The organism is Streptomyces nigrescens, assembly GCF_027626975.1.
Classification (GTDB): Bacteria; Actinomycetota; Actinomycetes; order Streptomycetales; family Streptomycetaceae; genus Streptomyces; species Streptomyces nigrescens.
In genome coordinates, this window is sequence record NZ_CP114203.1 from 5,093,429 (window position 1) to 5,112,992 (window position 19,564).

The window sequence follows — 19,564 nt, forward strand, 5'->3', positions numbered from 1 at the left end:
AACAGGGGAGATGATGCGCATATGAGCGAGCAGGCACAGCAGAGTGCGGACCGGACGGACGACACCCGCCAGGACGGCGACGGCGCCACGCGTGACGACGAAGCGGTCTCGCGGTTCGTCGAGCGGTTCGCCTCGCAGTTGGTCGAGGCCGGTATGCAGCGGATGTCCGCCCGGGTCTTCGCCTGTCTGCTGGCCTCCGACTCCGGCGTGCTGACGTCCGCCGAACTCGGCGAGCGCCTCCAGGTCAGCCCGGCCGCCGTCTCCGGCGCGATCCGCTATCTCTCCCAGGTCGACATGGTCAGCCGGGAACGTGAGCCCGGCTCCCGCCGCGACCGCTACCGCGTGCACAGCGACCAGTGGTACGAGGCGCTGGCGCGCCGGGACAACGTCCTCACCCGCTGGGAGGGCACTCTGCGCGAGGGCGTCGACAGCCTCGGCGAGGACTCGCCCGCGGGCCGCCGGATCGCCGAGACAGTGATCTTCTTCGAGTTCCTGCAGAAGGAGCTCGCCGGCTTGCTGCAGCGCTGGCGCGAACACCGCGACCAGCTGCGGGCCGACCTCGAAAGCGCCGACCGCTGAGGCGTGTCCGCGGGGGTCCGGCGCTCAGCCCCGCGGCAGCTGCAGCCGCCAGGCCGCCGGCTGCACGGTCCAGGTACGGGTCCTGACCGGCCCGCCGACCACCGCATCCGCCCGGTAGTGGAAGTCCGCGCCGGACACCGTCACCGCCCGCGCCCGGGTCCGCACCGGCCGCGCCCCACCCGGCCAGTGCACCACGACCTCGGCCAGCTCACGGCCGTCACCGGCACCGGCCCCCGGGCGCGGCCCGTCCGCCCCGGTCTGTCCGCCGGGCACCACCGAAACCCCGCGCACCGGCCGGTCCAGATCCGCCAGCAGCACTCCGTCCGCCTCGATCCGCAGCCGCTGCCCCGGTACCCGGGCCCGCCGTGCGCCCAGTCCGGCCGCCGGCGCCGCCAGCAGCGCCAGCGCCGTACGGGCGGTCCGCGCGGCCGGCTTCCACCACGGCCGGGGCCCGTCGAGGCCGTCCACCGGGCCACCCCGCCCGCCCAGGGCGTCGGCCGGTCCGACGGGGGCCGGCGGCGGGGCCGTCCCCGGCACATACGCCCCGTGCCCCAGCCGGGTCGCCTCGCTCCCGCAGGGGATGCGCAGTCCGCCCAGCACGATGCCGTCGCTGTCGTCCGTGAGCAGATCCATCGGCCGCTCCCCGCCGTCGAGGACGGCCCGCGCGGCGGCCACCGTGTCCGTGGGGACGCCCAGCGCGCGGCTCAGCGCGACGGCGGCCGGGGCGCCGACCGGGACCATCGACAGCGGCACCGCGGCCAGCTCGCGCTCCTTGTGCAGCAGGCCCACCACCCGCAGCAGCGTCCGGTCGTCACCGATCACCACCGGGCGGCGGTGGCCGCGCCGGGCGAGCATCCGCGCGAATTCCTCCGGCCCCTCCGGAAGACAGATTTTCGCGCCCGCGCCCGCGCACAGGACATCCTTCGCGATCCGCACGGACTCGCCGTCCGTACTGCGGGCGACCGGGTCGATGACCACGAGCAGGGGGTACCCCCGAACGGAGTCCACGGGAGAGTGCCCAGAAGGCTGCGCCGACACCTCGGTCCTTCCTCAGGTAGCATCTCGGTGCAAGAGCCCCTTGCGCTATTGCGCCAGGGGCTTCGTCTATTCCGGGGCACCGGTCCGACGGCTTCAGTGATGACGTACGCGTGAACAGGCACGCCGACGCCATCCACGCACGTTGGACATGCCCCGCCCGGAAGGGGTGTACGCCTGTGCCCGCACTTGTGCTGCTCGGTGCTCAGTGGGGTGATGAAGGCAAGGGAAAGGCCACCGACCTGCTCGGTGGATCCGTGGACTATGTGGTGCGCTACCAGGGCGGCAACAACGCCGGCCACACGGTCGTCGTCGGCGACCAGAAGTACGCACTGCACCTTCTCCCTTCCGGAATCCTCTCGCCGGGGTGCACCCCGGTCATCGGCAACGGCGTCGTCGTGGACCCGGCGGTCCTGCTCTCCGAGCTGAGCGGACTCAACGAGCGCGGCGTCGACACGTCCAAGCTGCTGCTCAGTGGTAACGCGCATCTGATCACGCCGTACAACATCACCGTCGACAAGGTGACGGAACGGTTCCTCGGCAAGCGGAAGATCGGCACCACGGGCCGCGGCATCGGCCCGACCTACGCCGACAAGATCAACCGCGTCGGGATCCGCGTCCAGGACCTCTACGACGAGTCGATCCTGGAGCAGAAGGTCGAGGCGGCCCTCGACGTCAAGAACCAGCTGCTCACCAAGCTCTACAACCGCCGCGCCATCGAGGCCGGCCAGGTCGTCGAGGAGCTGCTGGGCTACGCCGACAAGATCAAGGGCTATGTCGCCGACACCACCCTGATCCTCAACAAGGCGCTCGACGACGACAAGGTGGTCCTCTTCGAGGGCGGCCAGGGCACGCTGCTGGACATCGATCACGGCACGTACCCCTTCGTCACGTCCTCGAACCCGACCGCGGGCGGCGCCTGCACGGGTGCGGGCGTCGGTCCCACGAAGATCAGCCGCGTCATCGGCATCCTCAAGGCCTATACGACGCGCGTCGGCGCCGGTCCGTTCCCGACCGAGCTCTTCGACGAGGACGGCGAGGCGCTGCGCCGCATCGGCGGCGAGCGCGGCGTCACCACCGGCCGGGACCGCCGCTGCGGCTGGTTCGACGCGGTCATCGCCCGCTACGCCACCCGCGTCAACGGCCTGACCGACTTCTTCCTCACCAAGCTCGACGTGCTCACCGGCTGGGAGCAGATCCCGGTCTGTGTCGCCTACGAGATCGACGGCAAGCGCGTGGAAGAGCTGCCGTACTCGCAGACCGACTTCCACCACGCCAAGCCGGTCTACGAGATGCTCCCCGGCTGGTCCGAGGACATCACCAAGGCGAAGTCGTTCTCCGACCTGCCGAAGAACGCCCAGGCGTACGTCAAGGCGCTGGAGGAGATGTCCGGCGCCCCGATCTCCGCGATCGGCGTCGGCCCCGGCCGCGACGAGACGATCGAGATCAACTCGTTCCTGTCCTAGGGACACCCCCGGGGGACCTCCGCGGTCCCCCGGCACGGCGCAGCGGACAGCCGCGCGGCTACTTCACCCTGGAGTAGCCGCGCGGCTGTTTGTCGTCGCCCAGGAACTCGCGGTGCAAGGTGCCGTCGGCGGCCAGACTGAGCACGGAGGTGCTGCTCGGTGTGCAGCCGGGCGCGGCCCGGTCCACGACCGACGGGCCGACGGTCAGCTTGCCGCCCTCCGCCGCGTAGAGGTCGGCGTGCGCCGTGCAGCGGCCGGCGCGGCCCACGACGACGGTGCTGAGGACCGTGCTGCCCGCCGGGGCCTGTTCGACGGTCAGCTGCTGGCTGCCGTAGCCGTCGTCGTTCGGCCGCCGCCAGGTGCCGACGAAGCCGGCCGGGACGGTGGCGTCGGCCGGGGCGACGCGGTGCAGGGTCGCGGTGCGTCCGGCCGCGGCCCAGGTCAGGGTGCCGGCGCCGCCCTCCTCCAGGGTGTGCTCGCCCAGCGCGGAGCAGCGGCCGGCCGGGACGGACCGGACGACCTTGGTGTCCAGGCGCAGCGCCGGGTGCCCGTCGTGCCGGGTGACGGACACCAGCTTGCCGTCGCTGCGGCATTCGTAGGTCGCCCCGAGGCTGGTGCTGTTCGCGACCACCTCGCCGACCGTGCCGTGGGTGATCACGAACCGCCGCTGCTGCCCGGTCGGCGTCCCGTCCCGCAGCACCGGGCCCGACCAGGTGCCGACATAGCGGGCCGGGATGTCGGACGCGCTGTCGTCGGCGTCCGCCCCGCCGCTCAGCAGCGGGACCGCGGCGGCGGCCGTGGCGGCCGCGACGACGGCGGTGGCGGCGAGGGGGAGCCAGCGACGGCGGCGGCGTCGCTCCGCCGGGGTGGGCGGGGGCGGTGCCGGACTCGGCAGGGTTTTGGTGGTCAGCACCGTCGGCGGCTGGCCGCCGGGCGGGGTGTCGGTGTCCAGGAGGAGCACGGCGTGCTGCCCCAGGCGGGCGATCAGCTCGGCCGGCAGCCAGGGCGGGGCCGACGGGCCGCCGGGGACCGGCCCGAGACGCTCGGCGAGCTCCTCGGGGGTGGGCCGCGCCGCCGGGTCCTTGGCCAAGCAGTCCAGGATCAGCGCGCGGATCCCGTCCGGCACCGCGGCCACGTCCGGCTCCTCCTGCGCGATCTTGAACATCACCGCATGGACACCCGAAGCGGGATTGCCGAACGGCTGCCGCCCGGTCGCCGCGTACGCCAGCACCGAGCCCACACAGAAGACATCGCTGGCCGGGGCGACGCGCTGCCCCGTGACCTGCTCGGGCGACATGAAACTGGGTGAGCCGAGCACCGTGCCCGCCCGGGTCTGGGTCTGCTCCCCGACCGCGTCCAGGGCCCGCGCGATCCCGAAGTCGATGACCCGCGGCCCGTCGATGGTGAGCAGCACATTGGACGGTTTGAGATCGCGGTGCACCAGACCGACGCCGTGGATGTCGCGCAGCGCGCAGGAGAGTCCGTACGCCAGCCGCCGCAGCGAATCCTCCGGCAGCGGGCCGTAGCTGCCGGCACGGCTGTACGACCCGACGACCTCGCTCAGTGTGGGGCCCGCGATATAGCCGGTGGCGACCCAGGGGACCGCGGCCTCGGTGTCGGCGTCCAGCACCGGCGCGGTCCAGCGCCCGCCGACCCGCCGCGCGGCCGCGACCTCGGCGCGGAAGCGGTCCCGGAACTCCTCCTCGGCGGCGAGTTCGGCCTTCACCAGCTTCACCGCGACGGTCCTGCCGCCCTCGGAACGGGCGAGGTAGACCCGCCCCATGCCGCCGCTGCCGAGACGGCTGAGCAGCCGGTAGTCCCCGATCCACTGCGGATCGTCGGCCGTCAGCCCCCGCAGGCCGTCCATCCGGGCACCCTCCCCCGTGTCGTTCCGTGCCTGAGGCGCGTGGCGGCAGCAGGCGTCTCCCGAGCCTAGGCCGCCCGGGATCGCGCTATGGCCGACAGAGCGTCACGACGGGAGAACGATCGAGGGGTGACGGGGGAATGACGGACGCGTGACCAGGAGGAACGGCCGAACTGCCCGCGCCGGGCCGTCGCCGGACGCTGCGTCACCCGGGCGCCCTTCACCCCTTCTTGTCAGCCGTCACCCCGCTCTTGCGGTACGACAGCGCCTTCCCGTCGTCCGAGACGCGGCGCAGCTTTCCGCCCACCATCTCCAGGGTGCTCGACTCGCCGGGCTCGCAGCCGTCCGTTCCGGAGACCACCGTGGACGGGCCGAGGCGGACCGGGGGACCCGCGCTGATCAGGGTGGCGGCGAACGCGCAGCGGTAGGACGCTCCGGTCGCCGTCATCGTCAGCACGGTGTCACCGGTCTCGCCCTGGGTGAGCGTGAGGCGCCGGGCGTTGACGCCGGATCCGTCGAGTGTCGTCTCCCACGTGCCGAGATAGTCCGTGGGAATGCCCCCGTTCGCGGCGGACTGCGCCGACGCCCGGCCGTCCTTCGTGTCCTCCGCCCGTACACCGCCGCCGTCACCGCCGAGCACGGCGTACACGGTGGCCGCACCGGCCCCGGCCAGCACCAGCGCGACCGCGGCGAACCGGGCCACACCGGCACCACGACGACGGCGCGGGGCCGGGGCGGGTGCCGGGGCAGCGGGGCCGTGGTGCCCGTGGGCGGCATGGGGCGCATCCGGCGCCGGATGTGCCGCGCCGGGACGCGGCGGCGGCGTCGCCGGGATGCGGCCCGGTGCGGGCGTGTGCGAAACGGCGGTGGGCAGCGCATGCACCGCGCCGGGCCCCTCCGGGGCGGGCGACGGGGCCGCGGACGGTGCGCCGGCCCGGCCACCGCCCCGCGCGTACTCCCCGTCCTGCGGGTCCTCCGCCTCCAGCAGCTCCACGGCGTGCCGCCCCAGCCGGGCGACCAGCGCCCCCGGCAGCCACGGCTCGTCGTCCGTGCCCGGCCGGTCGCCGGTCCCGCGCTCCGCCTGCGCCACCAACTCCTCGGGCGTGGGCCGCTGTTCCGGGTCCTTGGCCAGGCATCCCGCGACCAGCTCGCGCAGCCCGTCGGGCAGTGCGGAGAGATCGGGCTCCTCCTGGGCGATGCGGAACATCAGCGCGTGCGCGATGCTGTTGTCCGTGCCGAACGGCTGCCGTCCGGTCGCCGCGAAGGCCAGTACGGACCCGAGGGAGAAGACATCGCAGGCCGGGGTCAGCGGCTCGCCGCGCACCTGCTCCGGTGACATGAAGCCCGGTGAGCCGACCGAAGCGCCGGTACGCGTCACCCCGTTGCCGGTGACCGCCTCCAGCGCCCGCGCGATCCCGAAGTCGATGACGCGCGGACCGTCGATGGTGAGCAGCACATTGGACGGCTTGAGGTCGCGGTGGATGATCCCGGCGGCATGGATCGCGCCCAGCGCACGGGCCAGCCCGGCGGCCAGGATCCGTACGCTCCGCTCGGGCAGCGGAGTGCCGCCGCCGACGACCCGCTGCAGGGAGGGGCCCGCGATATAGCCCGTGGCGACCCAGGGGGTCCCGGCCTCGGTGTCCGCGTCCAGTACGGGCGCCGTCCACTCCCCGCCGACCTGCTGCGCGGCCCGTACCTCCCGCCGGAAGCGGGCCCGGAACTCCTCCTCGCCGGCCAGCTCCGAGTGCACCAGCTTGACCGCGACCGTACGGCCGCGGTCCGAACGCGCCAGGAACACCCGTCCCATACCGCCCTGGCCGAGCCGCCCGAGCAGGCGGTAGTCCCCGATCCGCGCCGGGTCCTGTGCGTCCAGCGGCCGCAGCCATCCGGCCCGTTCCGCGCGCCCCGGCCGTCCCTGCTGCCCAGCACGTATCGGCTGTTCCACGATTCCCGTCGCCCTTTCCCCCGAAGCCGCCCAGTGAGCGAGTGGACGCCGGCGCCTCCGCACCCGGGGTCTGCCCGCGGTCTCTCGTCCGCGGTGAGGATATCGAGCGTCCGCCGCGCACCGGCAGGCCCGTCCGCCCCTTAGTACTCCGCGGCCGGCGGGGTCCGTGGCGGACCGGGCAACTCGTCCAGCGCCGCCGACAGCTCCTCCAGCGCCGTCGTGACCCGGTGGAACCCCTCCGGCCCGCCGAGCTGTGCGCGCAGCCGGGCGGCGAACTCCGCATGGCCGGGGGTGATACGGGCGACGGCGGCCCGGCCCTCCTCGGTCGGGGCGAGGAGTTTGGCCCGCCGGTGCGCCGGATTCGGCCGGTATTCGGCGAGGCCGCGGGCAACAAGGAGGTCCGCGATGCGCTGCACGCTCTGGCGGGTGATGCCCATCGCCCGGGCGATACCGGCAACGGACAGCGGCTCGGACAGCACGGCGCCCAGCACCTGCCACCAGGCGGCGGTCAGCCCGGCCGGACGGGCGAGGCCGTCCGCGACGCCGAGGAACTGCCCGTTGAGCCGGAAGACGGCGAGTGCGGTACGGCTGAGGAGCTCCGGGGCCTGAGGGGCTTCGGGCGTCGCCGGCTCGGGGGCCCGGGGCGCGTCGCCCCGGGACGCACTCATACGGCCCCGCCCTCGGACTCGGCCCCGGCAGGCCCGTCCGCCCCGTCCCCCGCCGTCATCAGCACGGGAAAGGCCTCGGCGTCGGAGTGCGCGAACAGGCGGAACCAGGCGTCCAGAATCCGCGGCTCCATGACGTCGAGTTCGGCGAAGATCTCCCGGGCGAAGGCCACCGGCGCGGTCGGACCCGCCGTGATCAGACCGCGGGCGCGCACCGCGTCGTCCTCGCGGTAGTGGCCGCCGCCCCGGTAGCCGGGCTGCGCGGCGAGGTACGGGGCGGCGCCGCTGGTGTGCGGACGGTCGTCCAGCAGGCCTTCCCGGGCCAGCCCCGCGGTCGCGCCGCAGATCGCCGCGACCGGCACCCCGGCGGCCAGGAACTCCCGGGCCTTGGCAGCGAACGGCACCAACTCCTCGCCGGTGTCCCACAGTTCGGCGCCCGGGAGGATCAGCAGCGCACTGTCCTCGGGCCGCAGGGCGTCGAGCGCGAGCTCGGGCACGATCCGCTGCCCGCCCATGGTCGTCACCGGCCGGCCGGTGGTGGCCGCGACGGTGGCCACGTCGTAGGCGCCCCGCGCCGGGCGGAAGTAACTGCCGCTGCGGAGATGGCTGATGGCGTGGCCGTACTCCCAGTCGGCAAGCGTGTCGTAGGCGGCGAGGTGCACGGTGCGCGAGGTCATGAGAGCTCCTTGGCCGGCAGCGGATCCGGGTCCGCCGTTCCCTGTGTCTCGATGACAGCATCCTGTCGTATCGACAACATGCTGTCAATGCATCACACCCGCGAAGCCCCGCCACAACAGGGCCGGTCGCGCGGCGCACGGCGACCCCGCCCGAAGCCCTCGATTCCGGACAGCCGGACAGAGTGTCCGTACGCCGTGCGTGGAGTCACACACACTGTCGGTACCGGGCGCCGGGCCGTGATCCCTAGGCTGAGGGCGTTCGCCGCGACCGTCCTCCGGCGGACCCGAGCGACCCGATCCGAGGTACTGACCGTGACCACGACGCCCTCCGCCTCCGCCGCCGATCCCGCTGCCGGGGCGGCCGTGAAGGCCGCCGACCGCGCGCACGTCTTCCACTCCTGGTCCGCGCAGGGCCTGATCGACCCGCTGCCGATCGCCGGCGCCGAGGGGTCGTACTTCTGGGACTACGACGGCAACCGCTACCTCGACTTCTCCTCGCAGCTGGTCAACACCAACATCGGCCACCAGCACCCCAAGGTCGTCGCGGCGATCCAGGAGCAGGCCGCGAAGCTGTGCACCATCGCACCCGGCTTCGCCGTGGACGTCCGGTCCGAGGCCGCCCGGCTGGTCGCCGAGCGCACCCCCGGCGACCTCGACAAGATCTTCTTCACCAACGGCGGCGCGGAGGCCGTGGAGAACGCGGTCCGGATGGCCCGCCTGCACACCGGCCGCGCCAAGGTGCTCTCCGCCTACCGCTCGTACCACGGCGCCACCGCCACCGCGATCAACCTGACCGGTGACCCCCGCCGCTGGCCCTCGGACACCGCCTCGGCCGGTGTCATCCACTTCTGGGGTCCGTTCCTCTACCGCTCGGCCTTCCACGCCGAGACGGAGGAGCAGGAGTGCGAGCGCGCCCTCGCGCACCTGGAGCAGACCATCGCCTTCGAGGGCCCGCAGTCGATCGCGGCGATCATCCTGGAGACCGTCCCCGGCACCGCCGGGATCATGGTCCCGCCGGCCGGCTACCTCGCCGGGGTCCGCGAGATCTGCGACCGCCACGGCATCGTCTTCATCCTCGACGAGGTCATGGCGGGCTTCGGCCGCACCGGCCACTGGTTCGCCGCCGACCACTTCGGCGTCACCCCCGACCTGCTGACCTTCGCCAAGGGCGTCAACTCCGGCTATGTCCCGCTGGGCGGCGTCGCGATCAGCGCCGAGATCGCCGCCACCTTCGACCAGCGCCCCTACCCGGGCGGTCTGACCTACTCCGGCCACCCGCTGGCCTGCGCCTCCGCCGTCGCGACCATGAACGCGATGGCCGAGGAGGGGATCGTGGAGAACGCCGCCGACATCGGCGAGCGGGTCATCGGCCCCGCGCTGCGCGAGATCGCCGACCGCCACCCGTCCGTCGGCGAGGTCCGCGGCCTGGGCGTCTTCTGGGCCCTGGACCTGGTCAAGAACAAGGAGACCCGCGAGCCGCTGGTGCCGTACAACGCGTCCGGCGCCGCCAACGCTCCGATGGCCGAATTCGCGGCGGCCTGCAAGCGCGGCGGTCTGTGGCCGTTCGTGAACATGAACCGGACGCATGTCGTCCCGGCCTGCACGGTCACCGAGGCCGAGGCCAAGGAGGGCCTGGCCGCCCTCGACGAGGCCCTGACGGCGGCCGACGCCCACACCGTCTGAGTCCGGGGCCGGGCCCGCCCGGCGGCCGGAACCGCAGGTCACAGGCGTGCCGTACGGCATGCTCACGGCAACCTCGGGCAGCGGACCGACGCGGCCCTCGCCTATCGTGGGCGGGGGCCGCTCCCACTTGCGCGGTCATGGACGTCTAAGGAGACGCACACGATGCCCGCCGGCGGAGACAGCTCAGTCATACGACGCAGCACCCTGCGCCAGCAGATCGCCGACGCCCTGCGCGACGAGGTCCTGGCCGGCCGGCTGCCGTCCGGCCACCCCTTCACCGTCAAGGAGATCGCCGAGCAGTACGGCGTCTCCGCCACACCCGTGCGCGAGGCGCTGCTCGACCTGTGCGCCCAGGGCCTGCTCGACGTCGAACAGCACCGCGGCTTCAAGGTGCACGCCTTCACCGCCGAGGACTTCCGGGCCATGGTCGAGGCCCGCACCCTGATCATCGAGGGCATCTTCCGCAGCGGCGCCGACCAGGCACTGCGCGCCACCTCCGCAGGCGTGCTGATCTCCATCCGCCGCCGCGCCGACGAGGCCGAACGGGCCGCGCGGGCCGGCGACCTGGACGTCCTGATCGGCTACGACCTGCGGTTCTGGCGCGAGCTGAGCAGCATCGTGAACAACGCCTACATCAGCGACTTCCTCGACCGGATCCGCGTCCAGACCTGGATGTTCGCGGTCCCGCTGCTGCGCCGCAAACCCGACCTCAGGGGGCTGCTGTGGCAGGGCCACAGCGCGCTCGCCGACGCCCTGATCCAGCACGACCTGGCCACCGCGCAGCGGCTGATCGCCGAGTACAACGAGCACTCCCTCGCTCTCGTCGGAACGCGCGGCTAGCACTACGCTGTCCCGACCATCGGCCGTAATGGGCCGTACCCGTAGCTGTACGTGCGCCGGTGTCCCTGTCCCCGACCGGAAGCGAGCCCACACTCGTGGCATGTGACCTGTGGCTGGTACCCCTCGTCGATGTGCTGTGCCACAGCCCCGACAACCCGTTCTCCGAAGAGATCGCCGCCTACGACAAGGCCCTGACGGAAGCGGGCCTGCCACCGGTCCCGGTCTTCAGCTACATGCCCGGCCTGTCCGGTGACGTCGCGCCGGTCGCCGGCTTCGACTACGACGCCCTGCACTTCCTGCGCCGCGCCTACCTGCTGCGGCTGTGCAACCTGGAAGTGACACCGGTCGACGAACTGGGCGGTGACTACGAGCAGTTGCTGGAGATGTTCGAGGCCACCGCGCAGCAGTCCCACCTGGTGTGGCACTACGACCACGCGGGCGCCTACGTCCCGGTCGACTTCCCGCACCCGCTCGCCAACGACGAACTGCTGGAGGGCGGCGGCCCGCTGGGCTCCTCGCACGGCCTGCTGCGCGACCTCGAACTGGTTGCGCCATCCCTCGGCATCGATCCGGCCAATCCGCCCGCCGCCCCCGCCCCGCCGGCCGGCCCCACCTCCCTGGAGGAACGGGCGAACGCCGTCCCCCCGGACAACAGCCCCTTCGCCCGCGAACGCCACGTATGGCTGGGCCTCCACGCCGCCGCCACCCGAAGCCTCGCCCAAGGCTCCATGATCGTCTTCAGCTGACCCACCCATCGCCTTCTCCCGCCCACCACCGTCCCCACCCACCGGCCTTTTCCCCACCCACCCACGGGAGGGGACGGGCCGGAGGGGCAGGGTGTCCGGACGTAAAGCGAAGCAGTCCGGACACCCTGCCCCGGAGGCCCGTCACCGCACCCCGACAGCCCCGCGCAGCGGCCCGCCCCGCCGCAGGCGCAACGGCGAGAAACACCCACGGCGGGAACGCCGAAAACGTGGGCCCGAGGCAAAGCGCAGCGCACGGCGCAACGGCGGGGAACCCGCAAGCATCACCCGCGCCCAAGCCCCGCGCAGCGGACCCGCAACGACGAGAAGCCACCACGGCGGGAACGCCGAAAACGTGGGCCCGAGGCAAAGCGCAGCGCACGGCGCAACGGCGGGGAACCCGCAAGCATCACCCGCGCCCAAGCCCCGCGCAGCGGACCCGCAACGACGAGAAGCCACCACGGCGGGAACGCCGAAAACGTGGGCCCGAGGCAAAGCGCAGCGCACGGCGCAACGGCGGGGAACCCGCAAGCATCACCCGCGCCCAAGCCCCGCGCAGCGGACCCGCAACGACGAGAAGCCACCACGGCGGGAAAGCCGAAAGCGTGGGAAGCCATCACTCAGGCGGCCGCTGCCGAGGCATATTCGGCCGAGCCCGATGCGGCACCGCGAACCGCCCCGCCGCAGGCGCCCCTTCCTGACGCGGAGAAACGGCGGCAGAGCCGCCCCCGTCCGCGGCAAAGCGCAGCGAATCGGCCCGGAACTCCGCCATCCAGCCGGCCGTTTCGGCCCGCACCAGCTCCCCGAGGTCCTCGTTGAACCGCCGCAGCACCCCCAGACAGCGTTCCGCCGCCTCGCCCGCCGTGCCCTCGGCGGGCCCGAGCACCTCCCGCACGCTCTCCGTCGCCCAGTCGAACTGCAGCGCCTCCAGCCGCCGGTGAATCGCCTGCGCGGTCGCCAGATCCCGCATCCAGCCGGCGGTCACCCCGAAGTACCGGTCGCCGCCCAGACACACCGCCGCCAGCAGCAGCGACAGACATCCCCAGGACGCGCCGCCCTCCCAGATCCCGGCGAGATCCAGCAGCGGCAGCGCCCCGCCGACGGTCACTCCGGCCGCGGCGCCCAGCCGCAGCGCCCGCGCGCCGCGGCGCTTGGCCAGCCGGTCGTGCAGATACCAGTCGGCGGCGCGCAGCGCGCCCTCCTCGGTCCAGAGATAGAGCGCGTCGAGGCGGTCGGCCGGTTCCCCCCAGTCGCCGAGCGGGAAGACCCGTCCCGCGAGATCCCTCCGGCCGGGGCCTTGGCCGCCGCTCTCCCGAGTGGGGCGGCTGCTCTCCCGAGGGGGTCCCTCGGGCTGCATCTCCGGCTGACTCACCCGGGCACTCCCTCTCTACGCTCTCTACAGATTGCACGCGACAGATACGCGCCGTGACGCGTGACAGATACGCGCGGTGCACACATGCCAGATACGCGCGGTGCACGCGTGACATACGGGACAGCCGTTGCACGCTGCACGCCGCCCCCTTCCTACCGCCGAACGGCTGGCGTCGGCCCCACAATCACGCTCTTTCCGCCCGGAAGTGGTGCGGGATCGGGTATAAGGCCGCCGGGTGCCTCACCCGAAAGAGTGGCCAACGCGGTGACACACGGTTTCCGGCCGCCCCGGCGCTGCTCGCCCCCGGGCCCGGCCGACGTCCGGGTGTCCGGAGCTCTCGTCTAGGCTGCCACCGTGAAGGTCCTCGTCATCGGCGGCGGCGCCCGCGAACACGCCCTGTGCCGCTCTCTGTCCCTCGACCCCGACGTCACCGCGCTGCACTGCGCTCCCGGCAACGCCGGCATCGCCGAGGTGGCCGAATTGCACGGGGTCAACGCCCTCGACGGCGCGGCCGTCGCCGAACTCGCCGTCGGCCTGGAGGCCGATCTGGTCGTGGTCGGTCCCGAGGCCCCCCTGGTGGCGGGCGTCGCGGACGCCGTACGCGACCGCGGTATCCCGGTCTTCGGCCCCTCGGCCCAGGCCGCCCAGCTGGAGGGCTCCAAGGCCTTCGCCAAGGACGTCATGGCCACCGCGGCCGTCCCCACGGCCCGCAGCTATGTCTGCACCACCCCGGAAGAGATCGACGAGGCCCTGGACGCCTTCGGCGCGCCGTACGTCGTCAAGGACGACGGGCTGGCGGCCGGCAAGGGCGTGGTCGTCACCGAGGACGTCGAGGCCGCCCGCGCCCACGCGCTGGCCTGCGACCGTGTCGTCATCGAGGAGTTCCTCGACGGCCCGGAGGTCTCCCTCTTCGCGGTCACCGACGGCGAGACCGTCGTCCCGCTGCAGCCCGCCCAGGACTTCAAGCGGGCCTACGACGGTGACCTGGGCCCCAACACCGGCGGTATGGGTGCCTACAGCCCGCTGCCCTGGGCCGACCCCAAGCTGGTCGACGAGGTCATGGCCACCGTCCTGCAGCCCACCGTCGACGAGCTGCGCCGCCGCGGCACCCCGTTCTCCGGGCTGCTCTACGCGGGCCTGGCGATCACCTCCCGCGGGGTGCGCGTGATCGAGTTCAACGCGCGCTTCGGCGACCCGGAGACCCAGGTCGTCCTCGCCCGCCTCAAGACCCCGCTCGCCGGCCTGCTGCGCGCCGCGGCCACCGGCACCCTCGCCGCCCTCCCGCCGCTGCGCTGGAGCGACGGCGCGGCGGTCACCGTCGTCATCGCCTCCCACAACTACCCGGACACCCCGCGAACCGGCGACCCGATCGACGGTCTCGCCGACGTCGTGGCGCAGGACGGCCCCAAGGCGTACGTCCTGCACGCCGGCACCAAGCGCGACGACTCCGGCGCGGTGCTCAGCGCGGGCGGCCGGGTGCTGTCCGTCACCGCCACCGGCGGGGACCTCACCACCGCCCGCGAGCGCGCCTACCGCGCCGTCGGCCGGATCTCCCTGGACGGCTCCCAGCACCGCACGGACATCGCGGCCAAGGTCGCGGACGACGCCGCGGACGCACAGCGGTCCTAGCCGCGACGGCGCACGGGCCGCACGGACGCGCCCGTCGCGCCGGTCGCAGCTGATGACATCTCCCCTGGGGCACATGGCACATACCGTGGCATATGCCCCAGGTCTGTGGGTGCAGACCGGGCCGAATCGCCCGCGGCCCCGCTCTTTCCGGCACCGGTTCCCGGCTTTGCCCAAAGCCATTCCATCGAGTGACCGCACCAAGTAACCGGCTGACGAGACGAAAACCCCCAACTAGGGTTCCGCGCAAGCGTCCTGCGGTGGCCGTGCCGGATTCCGGCACGGCGATCACGGTGGCGTCCGGCAAGTGGCTCACCGGCATTGCGATGTCAGTGGCCGGTGCCACAGTGGGTGGGGAGTGAGCTCGCTCCGCACAACGCGCAATTCTCGTACGTCCGTCCCGTGTTCTCTCCGTCCGGCTCCATCAGGACAGCAGGGGGTGTACAGGCTCGTGGCAAGTCCGGAAACAGGCGTCCTGGCGGCGCGTGCCCGCGCCCTCGCCGTGCTGCGGATCCGCAGTACCGCGCTGGCCGTGGCACTGCTGCCCGCGGCCGTGGCCGTGGTGCTGCTCGCCGGCCGGGCAACCGGCCATCTCGGCGCGGGCACCGGCTGGGACCTCGCCCGCTGGATCACCGGCGGCCTCGCGGTGGTCAGCCTGCTGCTGGCCGCGCTGGTCGCCGTGGTCGTCGCGCGCGCCAGACCGGCCCTCAGCCCGTCCGTCCCGATCTCCGAGAAGTCGGCCCCCGATCTCTACCGTCTGGTACGCGATCTCGCCGACCGTCTGGAGGTCCCCGCGCCCTCCGCCATAGCGCTCACCCCGGACTGCGACAGCTGGCTCGAAGACCGCACCCACCGCGCACACGGCCCACCCCGCGGTAGTGGGGGACCGGCAGGCGCGGAGCGCCGGGTGCCCGAGGCGCCGGTCCTGGTCATCGGCTCGCCGTTCCTGTGGTGGATGCGGGTCGCCGAGCTGCGCGCCCTGCTGGCCCCCGTCGTCGCCGGCACCGGCCCGTCCTCCCACCCCGACATAGCCGCCGCCCGCCGCTTCATCCGCGGCCTGGACGCCGCGGTCGCGGTCGCCGCCCGCGCCCGGCGCCCGGTGCGGGACCTCCCGCTGCGCTTCGTCGGCCGGGTGGCGCGACTGCTGCTCCGGGCCGGCCGCGAACACGCCACGATCATGGAACGCGCCGTCGCGACCGCCGCCTCCGAGCGTGCCCAGACCGTCGACTACGGCCTGCGGATCGTCGCCCAGGAGCAGGTCGGCCTGGCGTACGCGGGCTGGGACCGGCTGCTGACCCGGGTCGCGCTGCCGGCCTGGCGGATGGGCCGCTGGCCGTCCCGGCTGGACGCCGGTGTGGTCTCCGCGCTCACCGAACTCTCCCGCCGCGACCGCCTCGCCGACGGCTTCGCCTCCCGTCTGGGCGAGCGCCCCGCCTGCGACCTCCTGGAGGAGCCGGGCGCCATCGACCGCGCCGCCTCCCTGCTGGCCGCCCGCCTCTTCCACGGCGGTCCGGCCGAGCCGGGACCCGACTGGTCACCGGTCGGCTGGAACCAGTACCCGGAAGAGGTCGTGGACCGTAAATGGCGTCTGGAGGCCGCGCGCCTCCACCGCGTACTCGACAACCTCCCGGCGACCGCGCTCCCGGCGCCCCCGCCCGCGCCGGCGGCCCCGGCCCATGAGCCCGCCTCCGCCGCCCCGCCCCTCTCGTACGCCCGCACCGCCGCCCGTACACCCCGCGACCGCCCGGCGGAGCGCCCGCCCGCCGACGAGCCCTCCTTGAGTCCGTCCGCCGACGAGCCCTCCTTGAGCCTGCCCGCCGACGAGCCCTCCCTGGGCCCGCCCGCCGCCGACCGCCGTGACGAGCCGCAGCCCGCCCCGGCCCCCGGCCCCACGCTGGCCCGCGTCATCGACCGGCTCGCCCAGGGCGAGAGTGCGGGCGATCTCGTCGCGGCCCGGCTGGGCGCGGAGGTCGAGCGGGAGGAGCGCGAGGAGGCGGCCCGCCAGGCCGCCCGCGGCACCTCGCAGCAGGACGCGGCACTCGGTGTGGCCTGGGGCGACGGCATGGCCGAGGGCGGCCTCCCGCTGTTCCCGCTGCAACCGCCCCGTACGGGCCGTGAGCTGCTCGCCGACCACGTCACCGCCATGGTCTGCTGCGCCGCCGTCGACACCGCCGGTGCCGCCCCCGGCCTGGACTGGCTCGACGGCCCGGCGCTGCTGGTCGACGGCGCCCGCCGGGCCGACCTCGGCCGCCCGGTGCTCAGCCTGGTCGACGACGGTGACGCGGAGCCGCTCCGCGGCTGGCTGACGACGATCGGCGTACGGCCGGAAAAGCCGGTCCGGCTGGTATGACCCCGGGCCCACGGCGGCCGGCAGGAAGCCGCCCCTCCAAGGCACGACGCTCGACCGGCTGAATGTTCCCTTCCAGTTCGCATTTCGGGGGCGGTTGCATCTAAATTCACGACGAAGGGTGACGGAGTGGGTGCGTAATGTGATGTGCTGGGGGACGGCCGGCCGGGTTCGTCCCGCCGGCGCAGCACCGGCCCGAGGGGCCGCGGCCGATGGGGGACGCGGGAGGGGAGTGGAAGGTGGCGACGGATCAGATCAGGCGCTGGGAGTCGGGCGCCCTCGCCCACGCGGTCACGGACCCGTTCGGGCAGGGCCCGCTGCCCTGGCTGCGCGGCAGCGAGAACTACTTCGACTCCGGCCGCATCATCCCCTGGTACGTCGACCCCGCCGTCGCCCAGGGCGATCTGAGCGAGCCCGCTCCCCACAAGCACAACGGCCCGCGCACCGCCGATGACGTGCACCGCCAGATCAAGGGCTTCGCCGGCCCCGGCGCGGTGGCCCCCGGTGAGGCCATCGACTTCCGGGTCTCGGTCGATCCGCCCCAGCCGTTCAGCATCGACGTCTACCGCATCGGCCACTACGGCGGCACCGGCGCCCACAAGGTCACCACCAGTCCGCGGCTGGCCGGTATCGTCCAGCCGCCCCCGCTGACCGCCGAGCGCACGGTCTCCTGCCATCACTGGTGGCTGTCCTGGCGCCTCCAGGTCCCCACCTTCTGGAACCTCGGCGCCTATGTCGCGGTGCTCACCACCGCCGACGGCCGCTACCGCTCCCACATCCCCTTCACGGTCCGCGACAACGAGCCCGCCGATCTCCTCCTGCTGCTGCCCGACATCACCTGGCAGGCCTACAACCTCTACCCGGAGGACGGCCGCACCGGCGCCAGCCTCTACCACGCCTGGGACGAAAAGGGCGCCCTGCTCGGCGAACAGGACGCCGCCACCACCGTCTCCTTCGACCGCCCCTACGCCGGCGCCGGCCTGCCCCTCCATGTCGGCCATGCCTACGACTTCATCCGCTGGGCCGAGCGCTACGGCTACGACCTCGCCTACGCCGACGCCCGCGATCTGCACGCCGGCCGGGTCGACCCGTCCCGCTACCGCGGCCTGGTCTTCCCCGGCCACGACGAATACTGGTCGGTGCCCATGCGCCGCACGGTCGAGGCCGCCCGCGACACCGGCACCTCCCTGGTCTTCCTCTCCGCCAACACCATGTACTGGCAGGTCGACCTCTCCCCGTCGCCCTCGGGCCCCGACTCCCTGCTCCACTGCCGCAAGCGCCAGGGCCCCGGACGCCCCGCGCTCTGGCGGGAGAACGGCGATCCCGAGCAGCGGCTGATGGGCATCCAGTACGCCGGCCGGGTCCCCGAACCGGCCCCCCTGGTCGTCCGCAACGGCGGCCACTGGCTGTGGGAGGCCACCGGCGCCCATGAGGGCGATGAGCTCCCCGGCCTGGTCGCCGGTGAGGCCGATCGTTACTTCCCACGCACCAGCCTCCCCAAGCACACCGAACGCATCCTGCTCGCCCACTCCCCGTACCGCGACAGCGAGGGCACCCGCCGCCATCAGGAGACCTCCCTCTACCGAGCCCCCAGCGGCGCCTGGGTCTTCGCCTCCGGCACCTTCGCCTGGTCGCCCGCCCTCGACCGCCCCGGCCATGTCGACCAGCGCGTCCAGCGCGCCACCGCCAACCTCCTCGACCGCATCTGCAAACGCGACTGAGCCCGGCGCGGCAGGGCCCGTCCGACCCTGATCCGTCGGACAGGCCCTATCGCGCGGCGGCCGGCCCCAACTCCCGTGCCAGCGCGACGGTCAGCGCCCGGAAGATCCGCACCTCCGGATCGGGGTCCTGCTCCCGGGTCGCGAGCACGCTGTGCGCCCACGGCGCGTCCAGCACCGGTATGTACACGGTGCCCGGCCACGGGTAGTAGCGCGCGAACGACTTCAGCGCCGAGCCCGCACCCCGCCCCGCCGCCACGCTCGTCAGACAGTCGTGCGGGGTCAACGCACAGTCCGGACTGCGCCGTTCACCCTCGTCGAAGTACAGATAGTCGGTGAAGGGCCGCGGGGTGTGCGGCGGCAGCCGCAGATACGGCAGGTCGATGATGTCCGCCCGCCGCACCCCCTCCCGCGCGGCGTCCGCGAGCGAGGACGCCGCGGACACCACCACGATCCGCTGCTCGGTCGTCAGCACATCGACCGTGATCCCCTCGCTCCGGAACGCGGGACGGACGAACGCCACATCCACCCGGTCCTCGCGCAGTGCGCTGCAGTGCTCGGTGAAGGTCAACTGAACCAGCGACAACGGGACTTCGGGCCGCGCCCGGCGGAAGGCGCTGACCGCGGCCGGGGTCACCTCGGCCGATCCGTGCCCCATGACGCCGACCCGCAGCGGCCGCCGCGGCGCCGCCCCCTGGGCCACGTCCGCCACATCGTCCATGGCGGCGTTGGCGGCGGCGAGCAGCGTACGGGCGTGGGAGACCAGCCGCCGCCCGGCCGGGGTCGGCGCCACCGGGCTCCGCTCCAGCAGCGGGGCGCCGAACTCCCGCTCCAGTTGCTGAATGTGCCCGGTCACCGCCGCGGGAGACAGGAACAACCGGGTCGCCGCCCGCCCGAAGTGCCCTTCCTCGACCACGGCAAGGAAGGAGGAGAGCCGCCGCAGATCCATACGCCCCACGATAATTCCGGGCACGCGCCCGCCCCCGGGACCGTTCACACTTCCT

The 19,564-nt window shown here is 73.5% G+C and carries 15 protein-coding genes; 8 read left to right on the top strand and 7 right to left on the bottom strand.

Features of this window, described 5'->3' with window-relative positions; translation table 11 throughout:
* The first annotated feature begins 21 nt into the window (after positions 1-21).
* A complete protein-coding gene (locus STRNI_RS22775) occupies positions 22-579 on the top strand; it encodes a GbsR/MarR family transcriptional regulator (RefSeq protein ID WP_159487603.1) in 558 nt (185 codons plus the stop codon).
* 24 nt (positions 580-603) lie between these two features.
* Here the strand turns inward: STRNI_RS22775 and STRNI_RS22780 are convergent, their stop codons facing one another.
* Positions 604-1,557, bottom strand: a complete 954-nt coding sequence (locus STRNI_RS22780; protein ID WP_159487605.1) for a diacylglycerol kinase family protein — start codon at positions 1,555-1,557, stop codon at positions 604-606.
* Positions 1,558-1,793: 236 nt separating this feature from the next.
* Between STRNI_RS22780 and STRNI_RS22785 the strand changes: the two genes are divergently transcribed.
* A complete protein-coding gene (locus STRNI_RS22785) occupies positions 1,794-3,080 on the top strand; it encodes an adenylosuccinate synthase (RefSeq protein WP_026170160.1) in 1,287 nt (428 codons plus the stop codon).
* A gap of 58 nt (positions 3,081-3,138) precedes the next feature.
* On the opposite strand, the gene STRNI_RS22790 is transcribed toward STRNI_RS22785, so the two are convergent.
* The 4 genes from STRNI_RS22790 to STRNI_RS22805 all read right to left on the bottom strand — a co-directional run bounded on the left by STRNI_RS22790 (position 3,139) and on the right by STRNI_RS22805 (position 8,231).
* Positions 3,139-4,947, bottom strand: coding sequence for a serine/threonine-protein kinase (locus STRNI_RS22790; protein ID WP_093648137.1), 1,809 nt, complete (start codon positions 4,945-4,947; stop codon positions 3,139-3,141).
* Between the two features lie 217 nt (positions 4,948-5,164).
* Positions 5,165-6,889, bottom strand: coding sequence for a serine/threonine-protein kinase (locus STRNI_RS22795; protein WP_159487607.1), 1,725 nt, complete (start codon positions 6,887-6,889; stop codon positions 5,165-5,167).
* 140 nt (positions 6,890-7,029) lie between these two features.
* On the bottom strand, positions 7,030-7,557 hold the full coding sequence (locus STRNI_RS22800; protein ID WP_159487609.1) for a MarR family winged helix-turn-helix transcriptional regulator: 528 nt from the start codon (positions 7,555-7,557) through the stop codon (positions 7,030-7,032).
* Positions 7,554-8,231 carry a DJ-1/PfpI family protein gene (locus STRNI_RS22805; RefSeq protein WP_277411925.1) on the bottom strand — a complete coding sequence of 226 codons (678 nt, stop codon included), beginning with the start codon at positions 8,229-8,231 and terminating at the stop codon, positions 7,554-7,556. Before STRNI_RS22805 ends, STRNI_RS22800 begins: the two co-directional genes overlap by 4 nt.
* A 312-nt stretch (positions 8,232-8,543) precedes the next feature.
* On the opposite strand from STRNI_RS22805, the gene STRNI_RS22810 reads away from it, so the two are divergent.
* The 3 genes from STRNI_RS22810 to STRNI_RS22820 all read left to right on the top strand — a co-directional run bounded on the left by STRNI_RS22810 (position 8,544) and on the right by STRNI_RS22820 (position 11,500).
* Complete coding sequence (locus tag STRNI_RS22810) at positions 8,544-9,914, top strand: aspartate aminotransferase family protein (protein ID WP_018092635.1); 1,371 nt, start codon at positions 8,544-8,546, stop codon at positions 9,912-9,914.
* A 162-nt stretch (positions 9,915-10,076) separates the two neighbouring features.
* Complete coding sequence (locus tag STRNI_RS22815; RefSeq protein WP_208682871.1) at positions 10,077-10,754, top strand: GntR family transcriptional regulator; 678 nt, start codon at positions 10,077-10,079, stop codon at positions 10,752-10,754.
* 95 nt (positions 10,755-10,849) lie between these two features.
* Positions 10,850-11,500, top strand: a complete 651-nt coding sequence (locus STRNI_RS22820) for a hypothetical protein (protein ID WP_018092637.1) — start codon at positions 10,850-10,852, stop codon at positions 11,498-11,500.
* A 613-nt stretch (positions 11,501-12,113) separates the two neighbouring features.
* Here STRNI_RS22820 and STRNI_RS22825 read toward each other — a convergent pair.
* On the bottom strand, positions 12,114-12,869 hold the full coding sequence (locus STRNI_RS22825; RefSeq protein ID WP_018092638.1) for an SLATT domain-containing protein: 756 nt from the start codon (positions 12,867-12,869) through the stop codon (positions 12,114-12,116).
* A 354-nt stretch (positions 12,870-13,223) separates the two neighbouring features.
* On the opposite strand from STRNI_RS22825, the gene purD reads away from it, so the two are divergent.
* The 3 genes from purD (at position 13,224) to STRNI_RS22840 (ending at position 18,563) form a co-directional block, all read left to right on the top strand.
* Entirely contained in the window at positions 13,224-14,498 is a 1,275-nt protein-coding gene (gene purD, locus STRNI_RS22830) for a phosphoribosylamine--glycine ligase (protein ID WP_018092639.1), read from the top strand.
* A 448-nt stretch (positions 14,499-14,946) separates the two neighbouring features.
* On the top strand, positions 14,947-16,845 hold the full coding sequence (locus STRNI_RS22835) for a hypothetical protein (protein ID WP_277411926.1): 1,899 nt from the start codon (positions 14,947-14,949) through the stop codon (positions 16,843-16,845).
* A gap of 236 nt (positions 16,846-17,081) precedes the next feature.
* Positions 17,082-18,563: a N,N-dimethylformamidase beta subunit family domain-containing protein gene (locus STRNI_RS22840; protein ID WP_018092641.1), complete on the top strand. Its 1,482-nt coding sequence runs from the start codon at positions 17,082-17,084 to the stop codon at positions 18,561-18,563.
* A gap of 46 nt (positions 18,564-18,609) precedes the next feature.
* On the opposite strand, the gene STRNI_RS22845 is transcribed toward STRNI_RS22840, so the two are convergent.
* Complete coding sequence (locus STRNI_RS22845; RefSeq protein ID WP_266438154.1) at positions 18,610-19,509, bottom strand: LysR family transcriptional regulator; 900 nt, start codon at positions 19,507-19,509, stop codon at positions 18,610-18,612.
* Between the last annotated feature and the right edge of the window lie 55 nt (positions 19,510-19,564).